The sequence below is a fragment of the Enterobacter sp. Sphag1F genome, assembly GCF_014193275.1.
GTDB classification, from domain to species: Bacteria; Pseudomonadota; Gammaproteobacteria; order Enterobacterales; family Enterobacteriaceae; genus Pantoea; species Pantoea symbiotica.
The window spans coordinates 439,489-458,571 of sequence record NZ_JACHZD010000004.1 but is presented as its reverse complement, the minus strand read 5'-3'; the positions used below and the strand labels follow the sequence as shown (position 1 = coordinate 458,571).

The window sequence follows — 19,083 nt, the reverse complement described above, 5'->3', positions numbered from 1 at the left end:
ATGGCTACCATTAAGGATGTTGCCCGTATGGCTGGGGTGTCGGTTGCGACCGTCTCCCGCGTCATCAATAATTCGCCCAAAGCCAGCGAGAGTTCTCGCCTCGCCGTCACGGCGGCAATGGAGCAGTTGCAGTATCACCCGAACGCCAATGCACGCGCCCTGGCGCAGCAATCCACCGAAACCCTGGGTTTAGTGGTGGGCGATGTTTCCGACCCGTTTTTTGGCGCGATGGTCAAAGCGGTGGATGAAGTTGCGGGCCAGACCGGCAACTTTTTGCTGATTGGTAACGGTTACCACAATGAGCAAAAAGAGCGTCAGGCGATTGAGCAACTGATGCGTCATCGCTGCGCCGCATTAGTGGTGCACGCCAAGAAAATCCCCGACGACGATTTAGAGATGCTGATGAAGCAGGTGCCGGGCATGGTGCTGCTGAATCGCCTGCTGAAAGGCTTTGAACATCGCTGCATCGCGCTTGATGACCGCTACGGCGCGTGGCTGGCAACGCGTCATCTGATTCAGCAAGGCCATACGCAAATCGCCTTTATCTGCTCTACTCACACCATTTCCGATGCCGAAGATCGCCTGCAAGGCTATTACGACGCGTTGAAAGAGCACGGTTTGCCGTGTAACGATCGCTTGGTGGCGTGGGGCGAACCGGACGAAGTGGGCGGCGAGCAGGCAATGACCGAATTGATGGGACGCGGCAAGCAGTTTACGGCGGTGGCCTGCTACAACGATTCCATGGCCGCCGGCGCGCTGGCGGTGCTGAGTGATAACGGCATTCGCGTGCCGGAAGAGATGTCGCTGATTGGTTTTGATGATGTGCTGGTGTCGCGCTATGTGCGCCCGCGTTTAACCACGGTGCGCTACCCGATTGTCACCATGGCGCAACAGGCGGCGCAACTGGCGCTGGCGTTAGCTAATGGCAGCGAGATGCCGGAAGTGACCAATATGTTTAGCCCGACGCTGGTAAGACGGCATTCGGTGAGTGGACCGGGTTAAGTCCTAACCGTCTTTCGTAGGGTCGGCATTCATGCCGACCTGGTTACAAACTTCGCGAATACACCTTCACCCGCACATCCGGGAACTCAAGCGCGTCACACTGATACTGCCAGCCAAAACGTTCGTAATAACCGCCAAACGTTGACCATAACCACAGCTTGTCATGACCGCGCTGCTGCGCGAAATCGATCACATGCTGCTGCAGTGCTTCGCTCAACCCTTTGCCGCGCGCGGACTCCTCGACAAACAGCGCCGCCACCCAAGGCGTGAGATCCTGACGGCTGATCAAATCGCAGCGCCAGAATCCCACAGTGCCGAGCGGTATATCGCCATCAAGCGCCACAAAGGTCACCGGGAAATCGGCACCGTTGAGGCTACTGCGCACAATGCTGTGGTAAAACTCACGCGACGTACCGTCGCCAAACGCCTGCCACAACCAGTCGGTGATCTGCGAGGCATGATGCGGCACTTCGCTGAGCGCGACAATCTTCATCAGATCAGCTCCAGCGCCAGCAGCTCCTGAATGGTCTGCGCGCGACGAATTTCACGCGGCGCGCCATTCTCGAACAGCACTTCCGGAATCAGCGGGCGGCTGTTGTAGTTCGAGGACATCGATGCGCCGTACGCGCCGGTATCGTGGAACACCAGATAATCGCCGACCTGCGCCGCAGGCAGCGCGCGGGTTTCCACTTTGCCGCCTTCCAGCTGCGTGAACACGTCACCCGATTCACACAGCGGACCGGCCACCACGCTCTCGACAGTGGCGTCGCCCAGCGCGCGGCCATCGGCCGGCAGCAGAGAAATGTGGTGATAGCTGCCGTACATCGACGGACGCATCAAATCGCTGAAACCGGCATCGACCAGCACAAAGTGACGGCTGCCCATATCTTTCACTGCACGCACCTGCGACACCAGCACGCCCGATTCGGCAACCAGGAAACGGCCTGGCTCGATCTCCAGTTTCACCGCATGACCGAGGTGCGCGGCGATACGCTCACGCGCACCGTTCCACAAGCCGTAATAGTGCTGGGTATCAATGGCTTCTTCGCCAAAGCGATAAGGAATCGACAAACCGCCACCGGCAGAAATCGCTTCCAAATCCTGACCAAACGCCACCACCTGATCGACCATCGCGTCACACACCTGCTGCAGATGGCCGTAATCCACACCGGAACCGATGTGCATATGCAGGCCGACCAGACGCAGGCCGTGCTGCTGAATCGCCGCCAGCGCCAGCGGCAGATCGCTGTGCCAGATGCCGTGCTTGCTGTTCTCACCGCCGGTGTTGGTTTTCTGGCTGTGACCGTGACCAAAACCAGGATTGATGCGCAGCCACACCGCGTGACCCGGCGACAGTTCGCCCAGCTGATGCAGCATATCCACCGAACCGGCATTGACCGGTACTTTCAGCTCGGCGATGCGCGTCAGCGTTGGCTGATCGAACACATCGGCGGTGAAGACGATATCTTCGCCGCCCGGCTGATAACCGGCGGCAATGGCACGCTCGATTTCACCCAGCGACACCGAATCGACTTTGACGCCCGCCGCGCGCATCAGACGCAGAATGTGAATATTGGAGCAGGCTTTCTGCGCAAAACGCACCACGTCGAAGGCGCCGAGTTGCGCAATGCGCTGCTGAATTATCGCCGCATCGTACGCCCAGAACGGGCCAGAATAACGCTGCGCCAACGGCAGTAAGTTGGCGGCAGTTAACGCGGTTTCGCTGTTGTTGAGTGGGCGTGGCATATCAATTCTCCTGTGTCATTGAGGCTATTTAGCCACAGTGCATCAATTCAGAAAAATATCTGTTTTAGCGACATCTATACAAATATGATATGGGTTGAGCGGAGGAGACGATGGCAAAAATTAACTGGCGACATATCGAAATTTTTCACGCGGTGATGACCAGCGGCAACCTGACGCAGGCGGCCACGCTGCTGCACACTTCGCAGCCGACGGTAAGCCGCGAACTGGCGCGCCTTGAGCAGCAACTTGGCCTGCAACTGTTCGAACGGGTGCGTGGCCGCTTGCAACCAACGGTGCAAGGCTTGCGGCTGTACGAAGAGGTGCAGCGCTCGTGGTACGGGCTGGATCGCATCATGGATGCCGCCGAAGGATTGCGTCAGTTTCGTCAGGGTGAATTGTCGATCGCCTGCCTACCAGTATTTTCGCAGTCGCTGCTGCCGCCGCTGCTGCAACCGTTTTTGCAGCGCTATCCACAGGTCAGCCTGAATATTATTCCGCAGGAATCGCCGCTGCTGGAAGAGTGGCTGTCGGCACAGCGTTACGATCTCGGCCTGACCGAAACCCAACACCCGCCAGCGGGCACTGAACGCGTGCCGCTGCTGACCTGTGATGAAGTGTGCGTGCTGCCGCCACAGCATCCGCTGTGTCAGCGCGAGGTGTTGACGCCACAGGATTTCCACGGTGAAAACTACGTCAGCCTGTCGCGCAGCGATAGCTATCGTCAGCTGCTGGATTCGCTGTTTCATGATCAGGATGTGGAGCGTCGTTTGGTGCTGGAGACGCATAGCGCGGCGTCGGTGTGCGCGATGGTGCGTGCAGGCGTGGGGATTTCGATTGTGAATCCGCTGACGGCGCTGGATTACGCCGACAGCGGTGTGGTGATGCGTCGTTTCAGTATTGCCGTGCCCTTCACCGTCAGTCTGGTGCGGCCGCAGCATCGACCGGCTTCGGCGCTGGTCGATCACTTCTGCGACCACCTGCAACACCAAGTGGCCGCGTTTCCACAACGTATTGCCGAGCGGCTGGCTTAAGCGTTGACTGCTTCGCCCTGCCCGCCCGATTTGCGGAAAGTGATCAAGCAGATCACCAGGCCAACTGCCGCGAGTGCAGCAGCGGCAACCGGCACCGACGTCAGGCCATAACCTTTCTCGATCACCGCGCCACCGACCCACGCGCCGAGCGCATTGCCGACGTTGAAGGCGGAGATATTCAGCGTCGAAACCAGATTTGGCGCATCTTTGCCGTGGCGCACCACGTTAATCTGCAAGCCCGGCACGGTGGCGAAGGTCGCCATCGCCCACAGGAACAGCGTGATTTCCGCCAGCCACAGCGCATGGCTGGTCCAGCTGAATAGCAGCGAGAACAGCGCAATCAGCACAAAGCTGAGGATCAGGCTAAACGACACTTTCCAGTCGGCCAGCTTGCCGCCGAGGATGTTACCGACGGTCAGACCCGCACCAATCAGGAACAGTGTCCAACTGACACCGCGATCTGAGATGCCGGTCACCTGCAGCAGCAGCGGCGCAATGTAGCTGAACAGCGCAAACATCGCCGCCGCAAAGAACACCGTCATCAGCAGCGAAAGCCACAGTTTACCGTTGGCCAGCGCGCTGATTTCACTCGCCAGATGTACCGGCTTCTCTTCTTTGTTGGTTGGCAGGCTCACAATCAGCGCGATAAAGGCAAAGATGCCGATGATCGCCACGCCCCAGAAGGTGGCGCGCCAGCCAAACATCTGACCAAACCAGGTGCCGAGCGGCACGCCGAGCACGTTGGCCAGCGTCAGGCCGGTGAACATCAGCGCCACAGCAGAAGCTTGTTTACCCGGTGCCACCAGACTCGCCGCTACCACCGCGCCGATGCCGAAGAACGCACCGTGACACAGCGCCGTCACCACACGCGCCAGCATCAGCAGGTTGTAGGTGTAGGCCAATGCACAGAGTACGTTACCGATGATGAAGATAATCATCAGCAGAATCAGAGTACGTTTACGCGGCAGTTTGGCGGTCAGCAACGCCATGATCGGCGCGCCGATGGCGACGCCCAGCGCGTAACCGCTGATCAGCCATCCCGCAGAAGGAATCGTCACTTGCAGATCGCCCGCCACCTCGGGCAGCAATCCCATAATGACGAATTCCGTGGTGCCGATGGCGAACGCACTCAGCGCCAGCGCCAGTAATGCAACAGGCATAACACACTCTCCCAATAATTTTTTGCAGGCGGGCCGCACTGCGAGCGCAGTACGGTTACAACTGACGCTTATTAAAATTTGAACTGCGTCACACTGTTATTAAAGCATAGCCCTCTCATACCAACCACCCCGCGCGCCGCAAGGCTTATTTGCGCCCGCAGCAATAATCCCTGCGCGGGAAAATGTCACTGACTAACCATTGAGACAGATTGAAGTTTCCGCGCTACGCTTGAAAAGGATGTGATCCTTATCACAGCGAGTCAGCTTTTGACGCAAAATCAAACAGTAAAGGATGGACGTGCACTGCCGATACCTCAATGGATTGCCCGGTTATGTGGTGTCAAAAATCGAGGGGAAAGCGTATGCGATGGCTCATCGCGCTAACGGTTGGCTGCCTGAGTGGCTGCTCTGTTGGGCATTACGAATACAGCAAAGAAGCAGCAAAACGCGTAGATATGACCGTCACCGGCATTCCAACGGTGCTGGGCATTGGTGCGCTTGGCACCACCATTCCTCTCACGCCCGAATACAGCCTGACGGCGGCCCACGTGGCCAAGTATTCGCTCTATCGGGTGAAAGCCTGGCATCCTGAATGCGATATCGCCGTGGTGTACCACAAAAACAGCGAAGCCAATCTGCCACCGCCGTTCCGCAATAGCCATATTGGCGATGAAGTGAATCTGTATGGCTACAGCTTTATTTCCGCGATGCCGGTGGCGTCGAGCGGCAAGAATCTGATCAACACCACGCTGGCGAATGACTGGAACAAGGCCAGTTGTGTGGTGGTGGCGGCCAATGCCGGCGTGGTGAAAGGCATGTCCGGCGGCGCGGTGTATAACGCCAGCGATGATACGCTGGCGGGCGTGATTGTCGGTTACAGCAGCCAGATTGATGACAATAAAAGCGGCAAGACGCTGTTTAAGAATGTGGCGCTGTATGTGCCGTATGCGCGCTTTCAGGCGTGGCTGGATGGGGTGGTGAAGTCGTAGGATTGTGCGATGTTTAGCAAGGTCGCCATGAATGGCGACCCTACGGAATCACGCGGGAACCCACGCGCCCTTCAACTTCACCTGCGGGAATCCGCTGGTCAAAATACGCAGCTCGGCATCGCGTGGGGTGTTGTCGCCCTGCCCCTGAATGCTGACGATATCCTGCGGACAGGCGGAAAATGCCACAAAACAATCCATCTCGGCGCGCAGCACAATATAGTCGCCCGGCTTCGTCACCACCGGCAGCGTCTTCAGCGTGATGCCATCCGGCTGCACCTGAATATTCATAAAGATATTAAACGAGGCCAGATTGCCGTGCGGCAGCGTCACGCCTAACTCGCTCATGCCTTCAAACAGATTGTCATGGCAGTTGCGATGCGGTTCGGTGCAGCCGAGCAGCTCATAACGACGCGCGTCGCAAGCCGCCATAAAGGTGTCGTGCACGCCTGGCGAGGTATCTGCCACCAGCGTCAAAATCGGGTGGCGCTGGCTGGTGATAAAGCTGTCGCCCACTTTGGGATTGAGACGCTGATTCCACACGCGCGTCGCCTCCATACACATATATTCACTCACGTCTTCAGCGTTATACGCCCAGCAATCCACCACCTGCGTACCGTGCAGGTTAATCACCTGTACCGCTTCACCTTTCTGCAGACGCACCGCTTTGCCGTAGCGCGCGGGAATGGTCATCGCTTCACGATGCTGAAATTCAGCCGACATGTTGTTCTCCTGATTAATGCTGCATGGCACGACGATAGCGCGTCATGCGAGATTCAAGGCCGCGCGCCAGCCAGTCGATGACGCTGTTGAGCAGCCAGTAACAGAGCGCCACCGTGAGATAGATCTCCAGCGGCGCGTAGGTATCCGAAATCGCCTGTTTGGCGGCGTACATAAACTCCTGCACCGAGACAATCGACAGCAGCGCGGAGTCTTTAATCAAACCGATCATCAATCCGACCAGCGGCGACAGCATCTGCGGCAGGGTTTGCGGCAGCACCACATCGCGCAGCTGTTCACTGCGGCTCAGGCCCAGCACGCGGCACGCTTCCCACTGCCCTTTCGGCAGCGCATCAATCGCCGAGCGGATCACCTGCGCAATGTAAGGCGCGTAGTAGAGCGTTAACGCCAGCACGCCCACCACCGGCGACGACAACGTGATGTCATATTCCGGCAGCACAAAGTAGAGCAGATAGATCACCACCAGCAGCGGCAGCGCGAGAGTTAACCCGCTGTAAAGATTGAGCAAACGCAGCCAGAACGGCGAGGCGCGCATTAGCAGTACGGCCAACAGCGCGCCCCACAGCAGCGAGCAGAGCGCTGCCACCAGACAGAGCTGCAAGGTGGCGAGCAGGCCGTCACCGAGCGACGGCAAAGAGGTGATAATTGCCTGCCAATCCATTACGCCAACCTCCGTTTCGCTTCCAGACGACGCGCCGCCGCAATCAACGGCATGGCGATCAGCAGATAACCGGCCGCCACCAGCAGCAATACCTGCGTGGCTTCGTAGGTGCGGGCGATGACGATCTGTCCGGCGTAGGTCAGTTCGGTGAGCGCCACCACCGAGGCCAGCGGCGTGGTTTTCAGCAAGATGGTGAACTCATTCACCAACATTGGCAGACTGGCGCGCATCACTTGTGGATTGATAACGTACCACCACGTCAGCAAGCGACTCAGGCCCAAGGTGCGCGACGCTTCAAGCTGTCCGCGCGTCACCAGGCTGCGATTGACGCGCAGGATTTCCGCCACGTAAGCGCCGCTGTTGAGGCCAATGGCAATCACCGCCGCCAGCATTGGCTGACCGCCCAATCCCAGCCGTGGCAAGGTGAAAAACACCACAAACAGCTGCACAATCGCTGGCGTTCCGCGCATCACGCTGACATAGAAACGTCCGATGGCGCGCCAGATCCAGGCACGACGCAGCTGCAGGAAGCAGCCGAGCTGCCCCATCACTACGCTGACCAACGACGCCAGCACGGTGAGCACCAGCGTCATCAGCAGGCCGTGTCCGAGTTCCGGCAGCGCGGCCACTACCTGTTGATCCAGCCCCATGCGTTACTCCGCGTTAAAGTCGTGCAGGTTTTCCGCCACCGACAGCAGCAGCGGCCCGGGACGATCGTTGCCCTCAATGCCAGTGTTGCAGGCGGAGACGATGAACTGCATGTCCATCACCACGCGACAGGTAATGCTGTCGCCGGCTTTGGTCAGGTTGGTTTCCGGCAGAATATCGCCTTCCCGCGTCAGCTTGACGTGCATAAACAGGTTGATGGGATCCGGCAGCTTCGGCACCACCATGCCCAGACGCGCCAGCTCGCCGCGCAAGGCATCAAGACAACCTTCGCCCTGATAGCCGCGCTCACGGAGAAACGCCGTGGTGGAGGCCGGCAACAACAGGTCGTGACGTTTCACGCTGTCTTTGCCCAGCACCATCATCGGACGGCGACGGTTATTCACCAGTCGCATGCCGGAACCGAGCAGGTAGCTGTTGCTGAACACCCGCGTGTGATGCACCGAGAGCCACACGGCGGGATCGGCTAGGCTAAAGCCAAACAGCGAAGCCACCGCGCCGTCGCCCTGTGCGGTGATGCGCAGTAACTGGCCGCGCAGCACGCGAATCGAACCGATGCTGCCCGGTGCAACCTGCACCGGTTCAGCCAGCGTGCGCACAGCGGTTTCTTCATAACTTTCACGCATTAACAGCATGATTCATCTCCAGAGCGTGAAAATGGTCGCTGACCACGATGTCGATGGGCGTCACCTGCAGGCCGTTACCGGGAATGATGTCCTGCGGGCAGGATGAGACCGAGCAGATGAGATCGCACAGCGCTTCAAAGGTGATGCTGTCGCCCGCTTTGCTGTTGGGATCGGTCACTTCCATGCGGCCATCGGCGGTGACCGGACCGTTCTGGAACAGGTTGAACGGCTCCGGCAGCGAGAAGTAGGTGACGCCAAATTCCTTCATCCCTTCCAGCAGGTTATCCACGCAGTTGCGATGCCCTTCAACACCGAAATCGATGCTGAAACGAGTGCGATCGCAGGCGGGCACGTTGGCGTCGTGGATGCCGATGCTGTCGGCAAGAATGCGCAGCATCGGACGGTTTTCACTCGACCACAGCGCGTCGCCCGGCTTGAAGAACAGCGAGCGCAGTTGTTGACGCGTATGCACCGGCGACAGCTTCTCGTTTAGGTCATCGGCATTCACCGCGACGAAATCGGCCGCCTGCTGCCCTTCACTATCAATCACGGTAATAAACTGGCCCTTGCGCACGCGGAAGGTTTTGCCAAAGCCGGCGGGCACCGTCAGGTTGGACTGGCACATAATTACTCCTGCGGAATGAAGTCGCTGGCGGGCACGGTAAAGGTGGTGCCGAGATACTGCTGCTGCAGCTTGGTCAGTTCGCCATCTTTCTGCATCGCCAGGATGTGGTCGCTAATGGCTTTGTTCAGGCTGCCATCTTCTTTACGTGTCGCCCAACCCATCCATTGCGACGGGCCGACTTCGCCGACCTGCGCCACTTTACCGGCGTATTTTTTCGCTACCGGCGCTAACACCGAGATATCGTCATAAACGAAGTCGGCGCGTTTGGTCATCAGCGTGCTGACGGTTTGATCCAGTGAATCGACGTTGATGATGGTGATCGGTGTTTTACCCTCTTTCTTCAACTGCTCGTTGAAGCCCTTCAGCAGTTGCTCTGGCACGCTGGCGGTTTTCACCGCGCCGCGCAGACCCGATAAGCTTTCCGGACTCAGAGTTTTGCCGCTGAAGGTTTTCGCCTCGGCTTCACGCACCAGCACGCCATTCACGGTTTTGCTGTACGGCACGGTGAAAAGCACTTTCTTCGCGCGTTCCGCCGTGACGTTAAGGGATGAACCTTCGGCATTGAAGGAGCCCGAAATCAGGCCCGGCAGAATGCCGCTGAAGGCGGTTTTCTGAAACTCCAGTTTCACACCGAGATCTTTGGCGAAGGATTGCATGATCGCCACGCTGTAACCGGTGATCTCACCTTTGTCATCGGTGTATTCGTATGGAGGAAAGGTTGGATCGATACCGACGGTGATTTTGCCGCTGCTTTTGATGTCGGCCAGCGTGTCGGCTTGCGCCTGCGCTAAGGTGCCTACGGAGAGAAGAGCGGCAATCAGCAGTGCTGTTTTTTTCATTATGGTGTTTCCCTGGTATTGGTGAAATGTCTTTTTCTACTGAGCATATTTTGTGCCAGCTTTTTCACCGCTACGCAGGTCAACCCGCAACAACCTAGCCTTTAGTCAATAAAATCAATTGGAAACATTTGTTTCTTGTTTATTATTTTTAATTTCTATGATTTCACATGGCGCGAAATGGGGATGGCTGATTTAGCGAGGCCTGGATAAAATTGCACCGTTTTGGTGATTTTTCTGGCGCAGGGTGCGCCAGCACGGCGCATTATTCGAGTTCGTCGAGGGTTTGGTGCAGCGCTTCGATTTGCGCGAGATGATCGTTGCTGGCTTTACCCATTTGTCGGGCCACCAGTGAACAGAGCAGATTGCACACGCCAGAGAGCGCGGCGGTGCTGTCAAAAATCAGGCTGCTATCAGTGTGACAGCGGATTACCCACTGCGCATGGCGCGCCGGTTTGCCGGAGAGCACATCGGCGATATATAGCATTGGCACGTTGCGCTCGGCCAGTGCGTTCATTGCCGCTTCCAGCGCGGGCATACGCCGACGCAAACCGACGCAGATCACCACATCTTCAGCGCTCAGAGCCGCCATATGTTCCGCCAACGAATCGCCGGGACGCGGCAGCAGACGCACGTCGGAGTGAATATGGATCAAATCGCGATAGATCAGATGCGCGATGGTTTGGCTGTGGCGCCAACCCATCACCACCACGCGTCGAGCCTGGCTGATGGCGGTGACCGCCTGCTGCAACTGTTCGCTGTCCAGCGTGCGATAGCTGTTGACCAGATTGGCGATCTCTTTTTCCAGATGCTGCTGCATGATGCTGGCCAGCGGCGACGCGCTGGGTGCTGGTTGCAGGTAGAGCGGTGATCCGCTGCTCTGCATTTCACGCGCCTGGCGGCGTGCGGCTTCATAACTTTCGTAGCCGAGATGGCGGAAAAAGCGCGTGGTGGTGGCTTTGGACACGCCCGCGCTGTGCGCCAGTTCGGTGGCGGTGTTCATGGCTAGCTGGCCCGGTGCGGCAAGTAGCACATCGGCAAGTCGCTGCTCGTGGCTGGAGAGTTGATCCCAGTGCTGACGAATCCGGCCCTCTAACGTTGCCGCTTTTGCACTCATGGTGATTCCCTGAAAATGAAAAAAACCATCCTGCACAGAGCGTGCCGGGTTGTCATCAGGAATTTTGTGTTGGAAGGCGGGAATAAAAAAAGGTCGCCATGAATGGCGACCCTACAAGATGCCGGAGAGGATTACTTACCGCTCGGGCGCAGTGCCGGGAACAGGATGACGTCGCGGATGGTGTGGCTGTTGGTGAACAGCATTACCATACGGTCGATACCAATGCCCAAACCAGCGGTTGGTGGCAGGCCATGTTCCAGCGCGGTGACATAGTCTTCGTCGTAGAACATTGCTTCGTCATCGCCAGACTCTTTCGCATTCACCTGCTGCAGGAAACGCTCAGCCTGATCTTCTGCATCGTTCAGCTCTGAGAAGCCGTTACCGATTTCACGGCCGCCGATGAAGAACTCAAAGCGGTCGGTGATTTCCGGGTTCTCGTCGTTACGACGCGCCAGCGGTGATACTTCAGCCGGGTATTCGGTGATGAAGGTTGGCTGAATCAGGTGCGCTTCAGCGGTCTCTTCAAAGATCTCGGTTACTACGCGGCCGAGGCCCCAGCTCTTCTCGACTTTGATGTGCAGCGATTTAGCAATCGCTACCGCTTTATCGAAGTCTTCCAGATCGCTCAGGTCGGTTTCCGGACGGTATTTCTTGATCGCTTCACGCATGGTGAGCTTCTCAAACGGCTTACCGAAATCGAAGCTGTGATCGCCATACGGCACTTCCGTGGTGCCCAGCACATCCTGCGCCAGGGTACGGAACAGGCTTTCAGTCAGCTCGATCAGATCTTTGTAATCCGCATACGCCATATAGAGTTCCATCATGGTGAACTCTGGATTATGGCGCGGCGAAATACCTTCGTTACGGAAGTTACGGTTGATCTCGAACACGCGATCAAAACCGCCAACTACCAGGCGCTTAAGATACAGTTCTGGCGCAATACGCAGGTACATATCGATGTCGAGCGCATTGTGATGGGTGATGAACGGACGCGCAGATGCGCCGCCAGGAATCACCTGCATCATTGGGGTTTCCACTTCCATAAACTCGCGGTTAACCATGAACTGGCGAATGCCGGCCATGATTTGTGAGCGAATTTTGAAGGTTTTGCGCGAATCGTCGTTGGAGATCAGATCGAGATAACGCTGACGATAACGAGTTTCCTGATCGGCCAGGCCGTGGAATTTATCCGGCAGCGGACGCAGCGCTTTGGTCAGCAGACGCAGCTCAGTGATGTGGATCGACAGCTCACCGGTTTTGGTTTTGAACAGCTTACCGCGCGCACCGAGGATATCGCCGAGATCCCACTTCTTGAACTGCTCGTTGTAGACGCCTTCTGGCAGATCGTCGCGTGAAACGTAGATCTGAATCTGGCCGCCGACATCCTGCAGGGTGGCAAATGACGCTTTCCCCATGATGCGGCGCGTCATCATACGACCGGCCACGCTCACTTCTACGCCTAGCGCTTCCAGCTCTTCGTTCTCTTTAGCGTCATAGCTGGCATGCAGCACATCGGACGTGGTGTCGCGGCGGAAATCGTTAGGAAACGCCACGCCTTTTTCACGCAGCGCGCTGAGTTTTTCGCGACGCGCTTTCAGTTCGTTGTTTAACTCAAGGGCGGCATCAGCGCTCTGCGGTTGTTGTTCAGACATGTCGGTTCCTTATAGCCCTGCTTTTAAACTTGCTTCAATAAAACGATCGATATCGCCATCCAGCACCGCTTGGGTGTTGCGGGTTTCTACGCTGGTACGCAGATCCTTGATGCGTGAATCGTCGAGAACATAAGAACGGATCTGGCTGCCCCAGCCGATATCAGATTTGTTATCTTCCGCTGCCTGCTTGTCCGCGTTTTTCTTCTGCATCTCATATTCGTACAGCTTGGCGCGTAACTGCTTGAAGGCCTGATCTTTGTTCTTGTGCTGTGAACGGTCGTTCTGGCACTGCACCACAATGTTGGTCGGCAAGTGGGTAATACGCACCGCAGACTCGGTTTTGTTAACGTGCTGGCCGCCCGCACCGGAAGCGCGGTAAACGTCGATACGCAGATCGGCGGGATTGATATCGATATCGATGTTGTCATCCACTTCCGGGTAGATAAACACCGAACTGAATGAGGTGTGGCGACGGCCGCCGGAATCGAACGGGCTCTTACGCACCAGGCGATGAACGCCGGTTTCAGTACGCAGCCAGCCAAACGCGTAGTCGCCGATGATTTTAATGGTGGCGGATTTGGTTCCGGCCACTTCACCGTCTGACTCTTCGATAATTTCGGTTTTATAGCCTTTGGCTTCCGCCCAGCGCAGATACATGCGCAGCAGCATGCTGGCCCAATCCTGCGCTTCGGTGCCGCCGGAACCGGCCTGAATATCCATATAGCAGTCGGCGCTGTCATATTCGCCGGAGAACATACGACGGAATTCCAGTTCGCCCAGCTTCACTTCCAGTGCATCAAGCTCGGCAACCGCTTCGTTGAAGGTCTCTTCGTCGTCGGCTTCCACCGCCAGATCCAGCAGGCCCTGCACATCTTCCAGGCCTTGTGTCATGTGATCCAGGGTTTCGACCACGGCTTCCAGTGAAGCACGTTCTTTGCCCAGCGCTTGCGCGCGCTCGGGTTCGTTCCAGACGTCTGGCTGCTCCAGCTCGGCGTTTACTTCTTCGAGGCGTTCTTTCTTAGCATCGTAGTCAAAGATACCCCCGAAGAACGTCGCTGCGCTCGGTGAGATCCTGAATACGATTTTTGACCGGATTAATTTCAAACATGGCTTTTCAGTCTTTTTTGACGATTCGGTGAAAGGAGATAAAAACTAACGCGCTAGTTTACCCGAAAGTGTGCGTACTTTGTAGCATTGCACGCAGTGTGAGTGAGTGCGCACGCGCCGCGAGAAAAAAAGTTCTCAACCTTCTGGAAAGCCGCATTCGTTATGTTTTCCAAAACTCCCCAGCAAATACCTCACCCTCAGAACCTTCTTAGGAATTTTCCTGCAAATTTTAGGCAATTAGCGCTGAAAGACGTCATTAAAGACCATGATTTATAAAGATAAATCATTAAGAATTGTCTTGTGAGAAATTTCCTGCAAGAAAGCAGACACGTCTCAAATAACGCCATTAAGCAGCTGATATTCAGCCTATCGATTTGTTAGCGCCCTTTTATCATTTTGCTCAGTGACTATCCCCCCGATGGACATCACTAACGTCCAGACCGTTTGTCACCACGACCGCCAGGAATGCGCAGCTTCGACAGGGAATGACACAGTAATCAGCGCCCGTAAACGTGAGCGGGCACAACATGTCCTGAGAGACATGAAGGAGTATCGATGTTTATTCCCGGTTTGCGCACTTCGCCGCGCCTGCTTGCCTTGTTAATGCCTTTGTTACTTGCCGCCTGCGGTGGTGGCGGCGGAGGTGGAGGCGGCGGTAGCGCAGCAACCTCGCCCACCGCCGGCACGCCTGAACAACCGCCAGCCCAACCCAGCGCTGCAGGCAATGCCAGCAAAGTCGGCATTATTGATTCGGGGTTGTCGCCCGATCGCAGTGAAATTAATTACGCTAACGTGCAGTTCACCAGCTATGTCGGCGGCGGCAGCAGTTTAAATGATAATCAGGGCATTAACGGTCACGGCACCGTGGTGGCGCTGACGTTATTGGGTTTGTCGCCGGGCAGCACGCTGTATGTGGCGCAGGCATCGCAGAACAATGTCTTTCAGTACAACGATACCGCGCGCGCGGTGAGCGGCCTGCTGAGCCAGGGCGTGCGGGTTTTCAATATGTCGTACGCCTCCAGCGAGCGCTTAACCACCGCGCAGGCGCTAACCGATGCGCAACCGCGCTATCAGGTGCTAGTGCAAAGCATGCGTGAGATTGCGGCGGCTGACGGCTTGGCGGTAGTGATCACCGGCAATGGCGGCACCGCAACACCTTCTCCTAACGCCCAGCTGCCGTTGATTTATCAGGACAGCGCGCTGCAAAAGAACATGCTGGCGGTCACCGGCGTGATGGACAGCACCTCATACGACACGGCGAACCGCGCGGCGTTAACCGGGCCGTTTGACGCCTGCGGCAACGCCGCTGCATGGTGCCTGAGCGCGCCAGGTTACAGCGATTATCGCTTTCAGAATGCCGATGGCACCTGGGTGAATGCGCGCAGTTACGGCACCTCTTTTGCCGCTCCGCGCGCCGCAGCGGCGGCTTCGCAAGTGTTGCAGCGCTTTCCGTGGATGAGCGGCTACAACCTGCAGCAGACGCTGCTGACCACCGCCACTTACCGCAGCGATGCTTATGCCGGCGCTGCGGATAGCGCCAACGGGCGGCCTTACAACGACACCTTCGGCTGGGGCGATCTCAATCAGGCGAAAGCGCTGAACGGTCCGGCGATGTTCTGGGCCGATGATTTTCACGCCAGCTTGGATGCAGGTAGCTATGTCTTCTCGAATGCCATCAGCGGCGATCGTGGTCTGATCCTTGACGGCGCGAATAATGGCGGCGTGCTGCAGTTAACCGGCAACAACAGTTACCTCGGCCAGACCAGCGTTTCGGCCAATACGTTGCTTATCGATGGCGCGATTGCCGGCAGTGCCAACGTCAGCGGCAGCGGCACCCTTGGCGGCAGCGGCGTGATTGGCGGCAGCTTACTCAATCAGGGATCGGTCAACGGCGGCTTGCAGGTGCAAGGCGATTACCAGCAACGCAGTAATGGCGTGCTGAATATCGCGCTGAACAGTCCGCTGCGCGTAGCGGGCCACTCGACGCTGGACGGCACGCTGAACCTTGCGCCACCGTCATCAACCTATGTAGTGAAACAGCAGGAAACGCTGCTGACCAGCGATGCGGGCGTCAGCGGCCAGTTCAGTCAGGTCAATACCGGCGTGTTCCTTGATGGTTCGGTCAGCTACAACGCCAACAGCGTGATCGGCCAGCTGACGCGTAAAAACACTGCGGCAGCAGCGGCAGCGATGGGCATCAACGGCGCCAGCACCCAGCAAACGGCCGCGAATCTGGAGCAGGCGTTCAGCGTGGCGGATAGCTGGCAGCAACAGGGATCGCTTAGCAGTGCGCAGCAGTCGGCGCTGGGCGCGGCCGGAGCGTTCCAGACGTTGGCGGATGCCAGCAGTGCGCAGGCTGCCATCAATTCACTTTCTGGTCAGGCGCACGCCTCCAGCAATGCGGTGCTGTTTAACGCGCTGGATTATCAAAGCCGCCTGTTGAGCAATCGCATCGCCGACACCAGCGCCGACAATCGTTACGGCTTCTGGATCGAGAGTGGTCAACTGCGCGGTTCGCTGGATCAGGCGGGCTACCTCGGCACCGACTATCGCAACACGCTTACCGCACTGGGCGTGGATAGCGATTTGGGCGTTTCCGGTCTGCGCGTGGGCGTGGCCTGGACGCAGAATCAGATCGATTCCACCTACGACCAAACCGGCGGCACCAGCCGTAATCGTCTGCAAGGCGCGATGCTGTATGGCCGTTACGATTTGACGCCGGAGTGGTATCTGCAGGGCAATCTTAGCTATCAACATGGCCGTGATGAGTTGAAGCGTTTGGTATTGCTGGATGAAGCTTCGCCGGTGTCATCGACCACCAGCAGCAACAGCTGGCAGGCGGCGCTGCAAAGCGGTTATCGCTGGACGATTGAGGATAACTATCGCCTCGAACCTTATCTCGGCTGGCGTGAAACCGGGCTGGATACCGGTGCGTTTGAGGATAAAGGCAGCGCGTTTGGTCTGAGTGGTGACGGCGACAGCTATCGACGCAGCGTCGGATATAGCGGTTTGAGTATCAGCGCGCGACAGGATTGGTCGGCTGGATTGTGGAGCATGCTGAGTCTGTATGGCGAATATCAGTACGCGTTCAACAATCCGTCGATGGATGTCAGCGCGCGCTGGGGCGGATTTGGCGATGACCAGAACCGCTTCACGATTCCTGGTATGCAGCTCGATCGCCGGTCGCAGTGGTTAGGCGTGCGGTTGGATGTGGCGCAGACATCACGTGCGCGCCTGTTCCTGCGCGCCGATCAGCACTTCGCCGATCGCGGTGACGAGAAAGTGCTGCGCGGCGGTGTGGATGTGAGTTTCTGATAAACGTTTTAAGGCCAACGAGGTGCGCATAAATGCGCACCCTACGTCGTAGGGTCGCCATTCATGGCGACCTCACGCACCTTACATCGGCCAGATATGATCGATGATCAATTGCACTGAACGATTACCACGATACTCGTTAATATCCAGCTTGTAGGCCAGCTGCACCTGACGCACGCTGCTGTCTGGCCACAGCGTGGTATCCACGTTGAAGGCAATCCCGTCTAACAGCGGGCCGCCGCCGAGCGGCTCGACCATCACTTTTAAATGACGCTCGCCCACTAACCGCTGTTGTAGCAGTTTGAACTTGCCGTCAAACACCGGCTCCGGGAACGCCTGGCCCCACGGACCGGCTTCTCGCAGCATTTCGGCGGTGTGCAGCGTAAACTCCTGCGCATGCAGTTCGCCGTCCGACCAAATCACGCCCTGCAACGCTTCGCCATCAAGCCACTCATCAATTAACGCGGCAAAACGCTCACGGAACTCCTCGTACCTCGCGGTTTCCAGTGACAATCCGGCGGCCATGGCGTGACCACCAAATTTGATCATCAAACCAGGGAACAGCGTGTCGAGGCGCTCCAGCGCATCGCGCAGATGCAAACCGGCAATCGAGCGGCCAGAACCTTTCAGCGTGCCGTCTCCGGCGGGCGCGAAAGCGATCACCGGACGATGGAAGCGCTCTTTCAACCGTGACGCCAGAATCCCGACCACGCCCTGATGCCACTCAGGATGGTAGAACGCCAGACCCAGCGGCAGATCGGTGTGCTGGCGCTCCAGCTCATCGCACAGCGCTAGCGCTTCGCTCTTCATGCCCTGCTCAATCTCTTTGCGCGTCTGATTCAGCGCATCGAGCTCATTCGCCAGCATGCGCGCCTCGGAGATATCTTCGGTGAGCAGCAACGCCACGCCGACCGACATATCGTCGAGACGACCAGCAGCATTAAGACGCGGACCGACGGCAAAACCGAGATCGCTGGCGGCAAGTTGACGCGCATCGCGATTGGCAATCTCCAGCAGCGCGCGAATCCCGGCGCGGCATTTTCCGGCGCGGATACGGCTCAAACCTTGCCACACCAGAATGCGATTGTTGGCATCCAGCGGCACCACATCGGCTACCGTGCCCAGCGCCACCAGATCGAGCAGTTCCGCCAGGTTTGGCTCGGCGCGGCTATCGCTAAACCAGTTTTGCTGACGCAGATGCGCACGCAGCGCCAGCATCAGATAGAAGGCCACACCAACACCCGCCAGCGAACGCGAAGGGAATTCGCTGTCGTTGAGGTTCGGGTTCACAATCGCTTCTGCGGCAGGCAAGGTTTCGCCTGGCAAGTGGTGATCGGTAACCAACACCGGAATGCCGTGCTGATGCGCAGTATCCACACCGGAATGTGATGAGATGCCGTTGTCGACGGTGAGAATCATCTCCGCACCGCGCGCTTTAGCCTGCTCAACCACTTCCGGACTTAAGCCGTAGCCATCTTCGAAACGGTTTGGCACCAGATAATCAACGTTGCCGCCGAGGCTGCGCAGCGCCAGCACGGTTAACGCGGTGCTGGTGGCGCCATCGGCATCGAAATCGCCTACCACCACAATGCGTTTGCCTGCCAGCAGCATCTGATGCAGCAGCGTCACGGCGGCTTCGATGCCACCCAGCGTTTGCCACGGCAGCAGATGTTTAGCGCCGCGCTCCAGTTCCAGCGCCTCTTTCACGCCGCGTTGCAGATACAAGCGGCGCAGCAAAGGGGGCAAATCAGCGGGTAGGATGGCTTCGGTCTCGGCTTCGCGCCGACGCAATTCAACAGAATGAATCACTGT

The 19,083-nt window shown here is 57.6% G+C and carries 17 protein-coding genes; 4 read left to right on the top strand and 13 right to left on the bottom strand.

What is annotated here, in order from left to right; all coding sequences use genetic code 11:
- Window positions 1-1,002: an HTH-type transcriptional regulator GalR gene (gene galR, locus FHW71_RS15570; protein WP_036649453.1), complete on the top strand. Its 1,002-nt coding sequence runs from the start codon at window positions 1-3 to the stop codon at window positions 1,000-1,002.
- A gap of 43 nt (window positions 1,003-1,045) precedes the next feature.
- Here the strand turns inward: galR and FHW71_RS15565 are convergent, their stop codons facing one another.
- Together FHW71_RS15565 and lysA are read right to left on the bottom strand one after the other, a co-directional pair.
- A complete protein-coding gene (locus FHW71_RS15565; RefSeq protein WP_179452230.1) occupies window positions 1,046-1,495 on the bottom strand; it encodes a GNAT family N-acetyltransferase in 450 nt (149 codons plus the stop codon).
- Entirely contained in the window at window positions 1,495-2,748 is a 1,254-nt protein-coding gene (gene lysA, locus FHW71_RS15560) for a diaminopimelate decarboxylase (RefSeq protein ID WP_179452229.1), read from the bottom strand. Before lysA ends, FHW71_RS15565 begins: the two co-directional genes overlap by 1 nt.
- A 110-nt stretch (window positions 2,749-2,858) precedes the next feature.
- Here lysA and FHW71_RS15555 point away from each other — a divergent pair, with 110 nt between their 5' ends.
- Complete coding sequence (locus FHW71_RS15555; protein ID WP_179452228.1) at window positions 2,859-3,779, top strand: LysR family transcriptional regulator; 921 nt, start codon at window positions 2,859-2,861, stop codon at window positions 3,777-3,779.
- Here FHW71_RS15555 and FHW71_RS15550 read toward each other — a convergent pair.
- Entirely contained in the window at window positions 3,776-4,939 is a 1,164-nt protein-coding gene (locus FHW71_RS15550; protein ID WP_061719877.1) for an MFS transporter, read from the bottom strand. The two genes, FHW71_RS15555 and FHW71_RS15550, sit on opposite strands and share 4 nt — an antisense overlap.
- Before the next feature lie 362 nt (window positions 4,940-5,301).
- Here FHW71_RS15550 and FHW71_RS15545 point away from each other — a divergent pair, with 362 nt between their 5' ends.
- Window positions 5,302-5,928, top strand: a complete 627-nt coding sequence (locus tag FHW71_RS15545) for a hypothetical protein (RefSeq protein WP_008108213.1) — start codon at window positions 5,302-5,304, stop codon at window positions 5,926-5,928.
- Window positions 5,929-5,976: 48 nt separating this feature from the next.
- On the opposite strand, the gene FHW71_RS15540 is transcribed toward FHW71_RS15545, so the two are convergent.
- The 9 genes from FHW71_RS15540 to prfB form a co-directional block, all read right to left on the bottom strand.
- Window positions 5,977-6,648: an urea carboxylase-associated family protein gene (locus FHW71_RS15540; RefSeq protein WP_179452227.1), complete on the bottom strand. Its 672-nt coding sequence runs from the start codon at window positions 6,646-6,648 to the stop codon at window positions 5,977-5,979.
- A gap of 13 nt (window positions 6,649-6,661) precedes the next feature.
- The gene (locus FHW71_RS15535) at window positions 6,662-7,327 is read right to left on the bottom strand and encodes an amino acid ABC transporter permease (protein WP_154181833.1); all 666 of its coding nucleotides are present in this window, start codon (window positions 7,325-7,327) and stop codon (window positions 6,662-6,664) included.
- Window positions 7,327-7,977, bottom strand: a complete 651-nt coding sequence (locus FHW71_RS15530) for an amino acid ABC transporter permease (RefSeq protein WP_008108217.1) — start codon at window positions 7,975-7,977, stop codon at window positions 7,327-7,329. The genes FHW71_RS15535 and FHW71_RS15530 overlap by 1 nt, the downstream gene beginning before the upstream one ends.
- Before the next feature lie 3 nt (window positions 7,978-7,980).
- Entirely contained in the window at window positions 7,981-8,628 is a 648-nt protein-coding gene (locus FHW71_RS15525; protein WP_179452226.1) for an urea carboxylase-associated family protein, read from the bottom strand.
- Entirely contained in the window at window positions 8,612-9,244 is a 633-nt protein-coding gene (locus tag FHW71_RS15520) for an urea carboxylase-associated family protein (RefSeq protein WP_179452225.1), read from the bottom strand. Before FHW71_RS15520 ends, FHW71_RS15525 begins: the two co-directional genes overlap by 17 nt.
- A gap of 2 nt (window positions 9,245-9,246) precedes the next feature.
- On the bottom strand, window positions 9,247-10,083 hold the full coding sequence (locus FHW71_RS15515) for a transporter substrate-binding domain-containing protein (protein WP_179452224.1): 837 nt from the start codon (window positions 10,081-10,083) through the stop codon (window positions 9,247-9,249).
- Between the two features lie 262 nt (window positions 10,084-10,345).
- Window positions 10,346-11,197, bottom strand: a complete 852-nt coding sequence (locus FHW71_RS15510; RefSeq protein WP_179452223.1) for a MurR/RpiR family transcriptional regulator — start codon at window positions 11,195-11,197, stop codon at window positions 10,346-10,348.
- Between the two features lie 131 nt (window positions 11,198-11,328).
- A complete protein-coding gene (gene lysS, locus FHW71_RS15505; RefSeq protein WP_154181838.1) occupies window positions 11,329-12,849 on the bottom strand; it encodes a lysine--tRNA ligase in 1,521 nt (506 codons plus the stop codon).
- Window positions 12,850-12,858: 9 nt separating this feature from the next.
- A protein-coding gene (gene prfB, locus FHW71_RS15500) for a peptide chain release factor 2 (protein ID WP_139221409.1) occupies window positions 12,859-13,957 on the bottom strand; the annotation gives its coding sequence in 2 pieces (ribosomal slippage) (window positions 12,859-13,881 and window positions 13,883-13,957; 1,098 coding nt in all).
- 554 nt (window positions 13,958-14,511) lie between these two features.
- Between prfB and FHW71_RS15495 the strand changes: the two genes are divergently transcribed.
- Entirely contained in the window at window positions 14,512-17,271 is a 2,760-nt protein-coding gene (locus FHW71_RS15495; protein ID WP_179452222.1) for an autotransporter domain-containing protein, read from the top strand.
- Window positions 17,272-17,352: 81 nt separating this feature from the next.
- On the opposite strand, the gene recJ is transcribed toward FHW71_RS15495, so the two are convergent.
- Window positions 17,353-19,080, bottom strand: coding sequence for a single-stranded-DNA-specific exonuclease RecJ (gene recJ / locus FHW71_RS15490; RefSeq protein ID WP_179452221.1), 1,728 nt, complete (start codon window positions 19,078-19,080; stop codon window positions 17,353-17,355).
- Window positions 19,081-19,083: the final 3 nt, after the last annotated feature.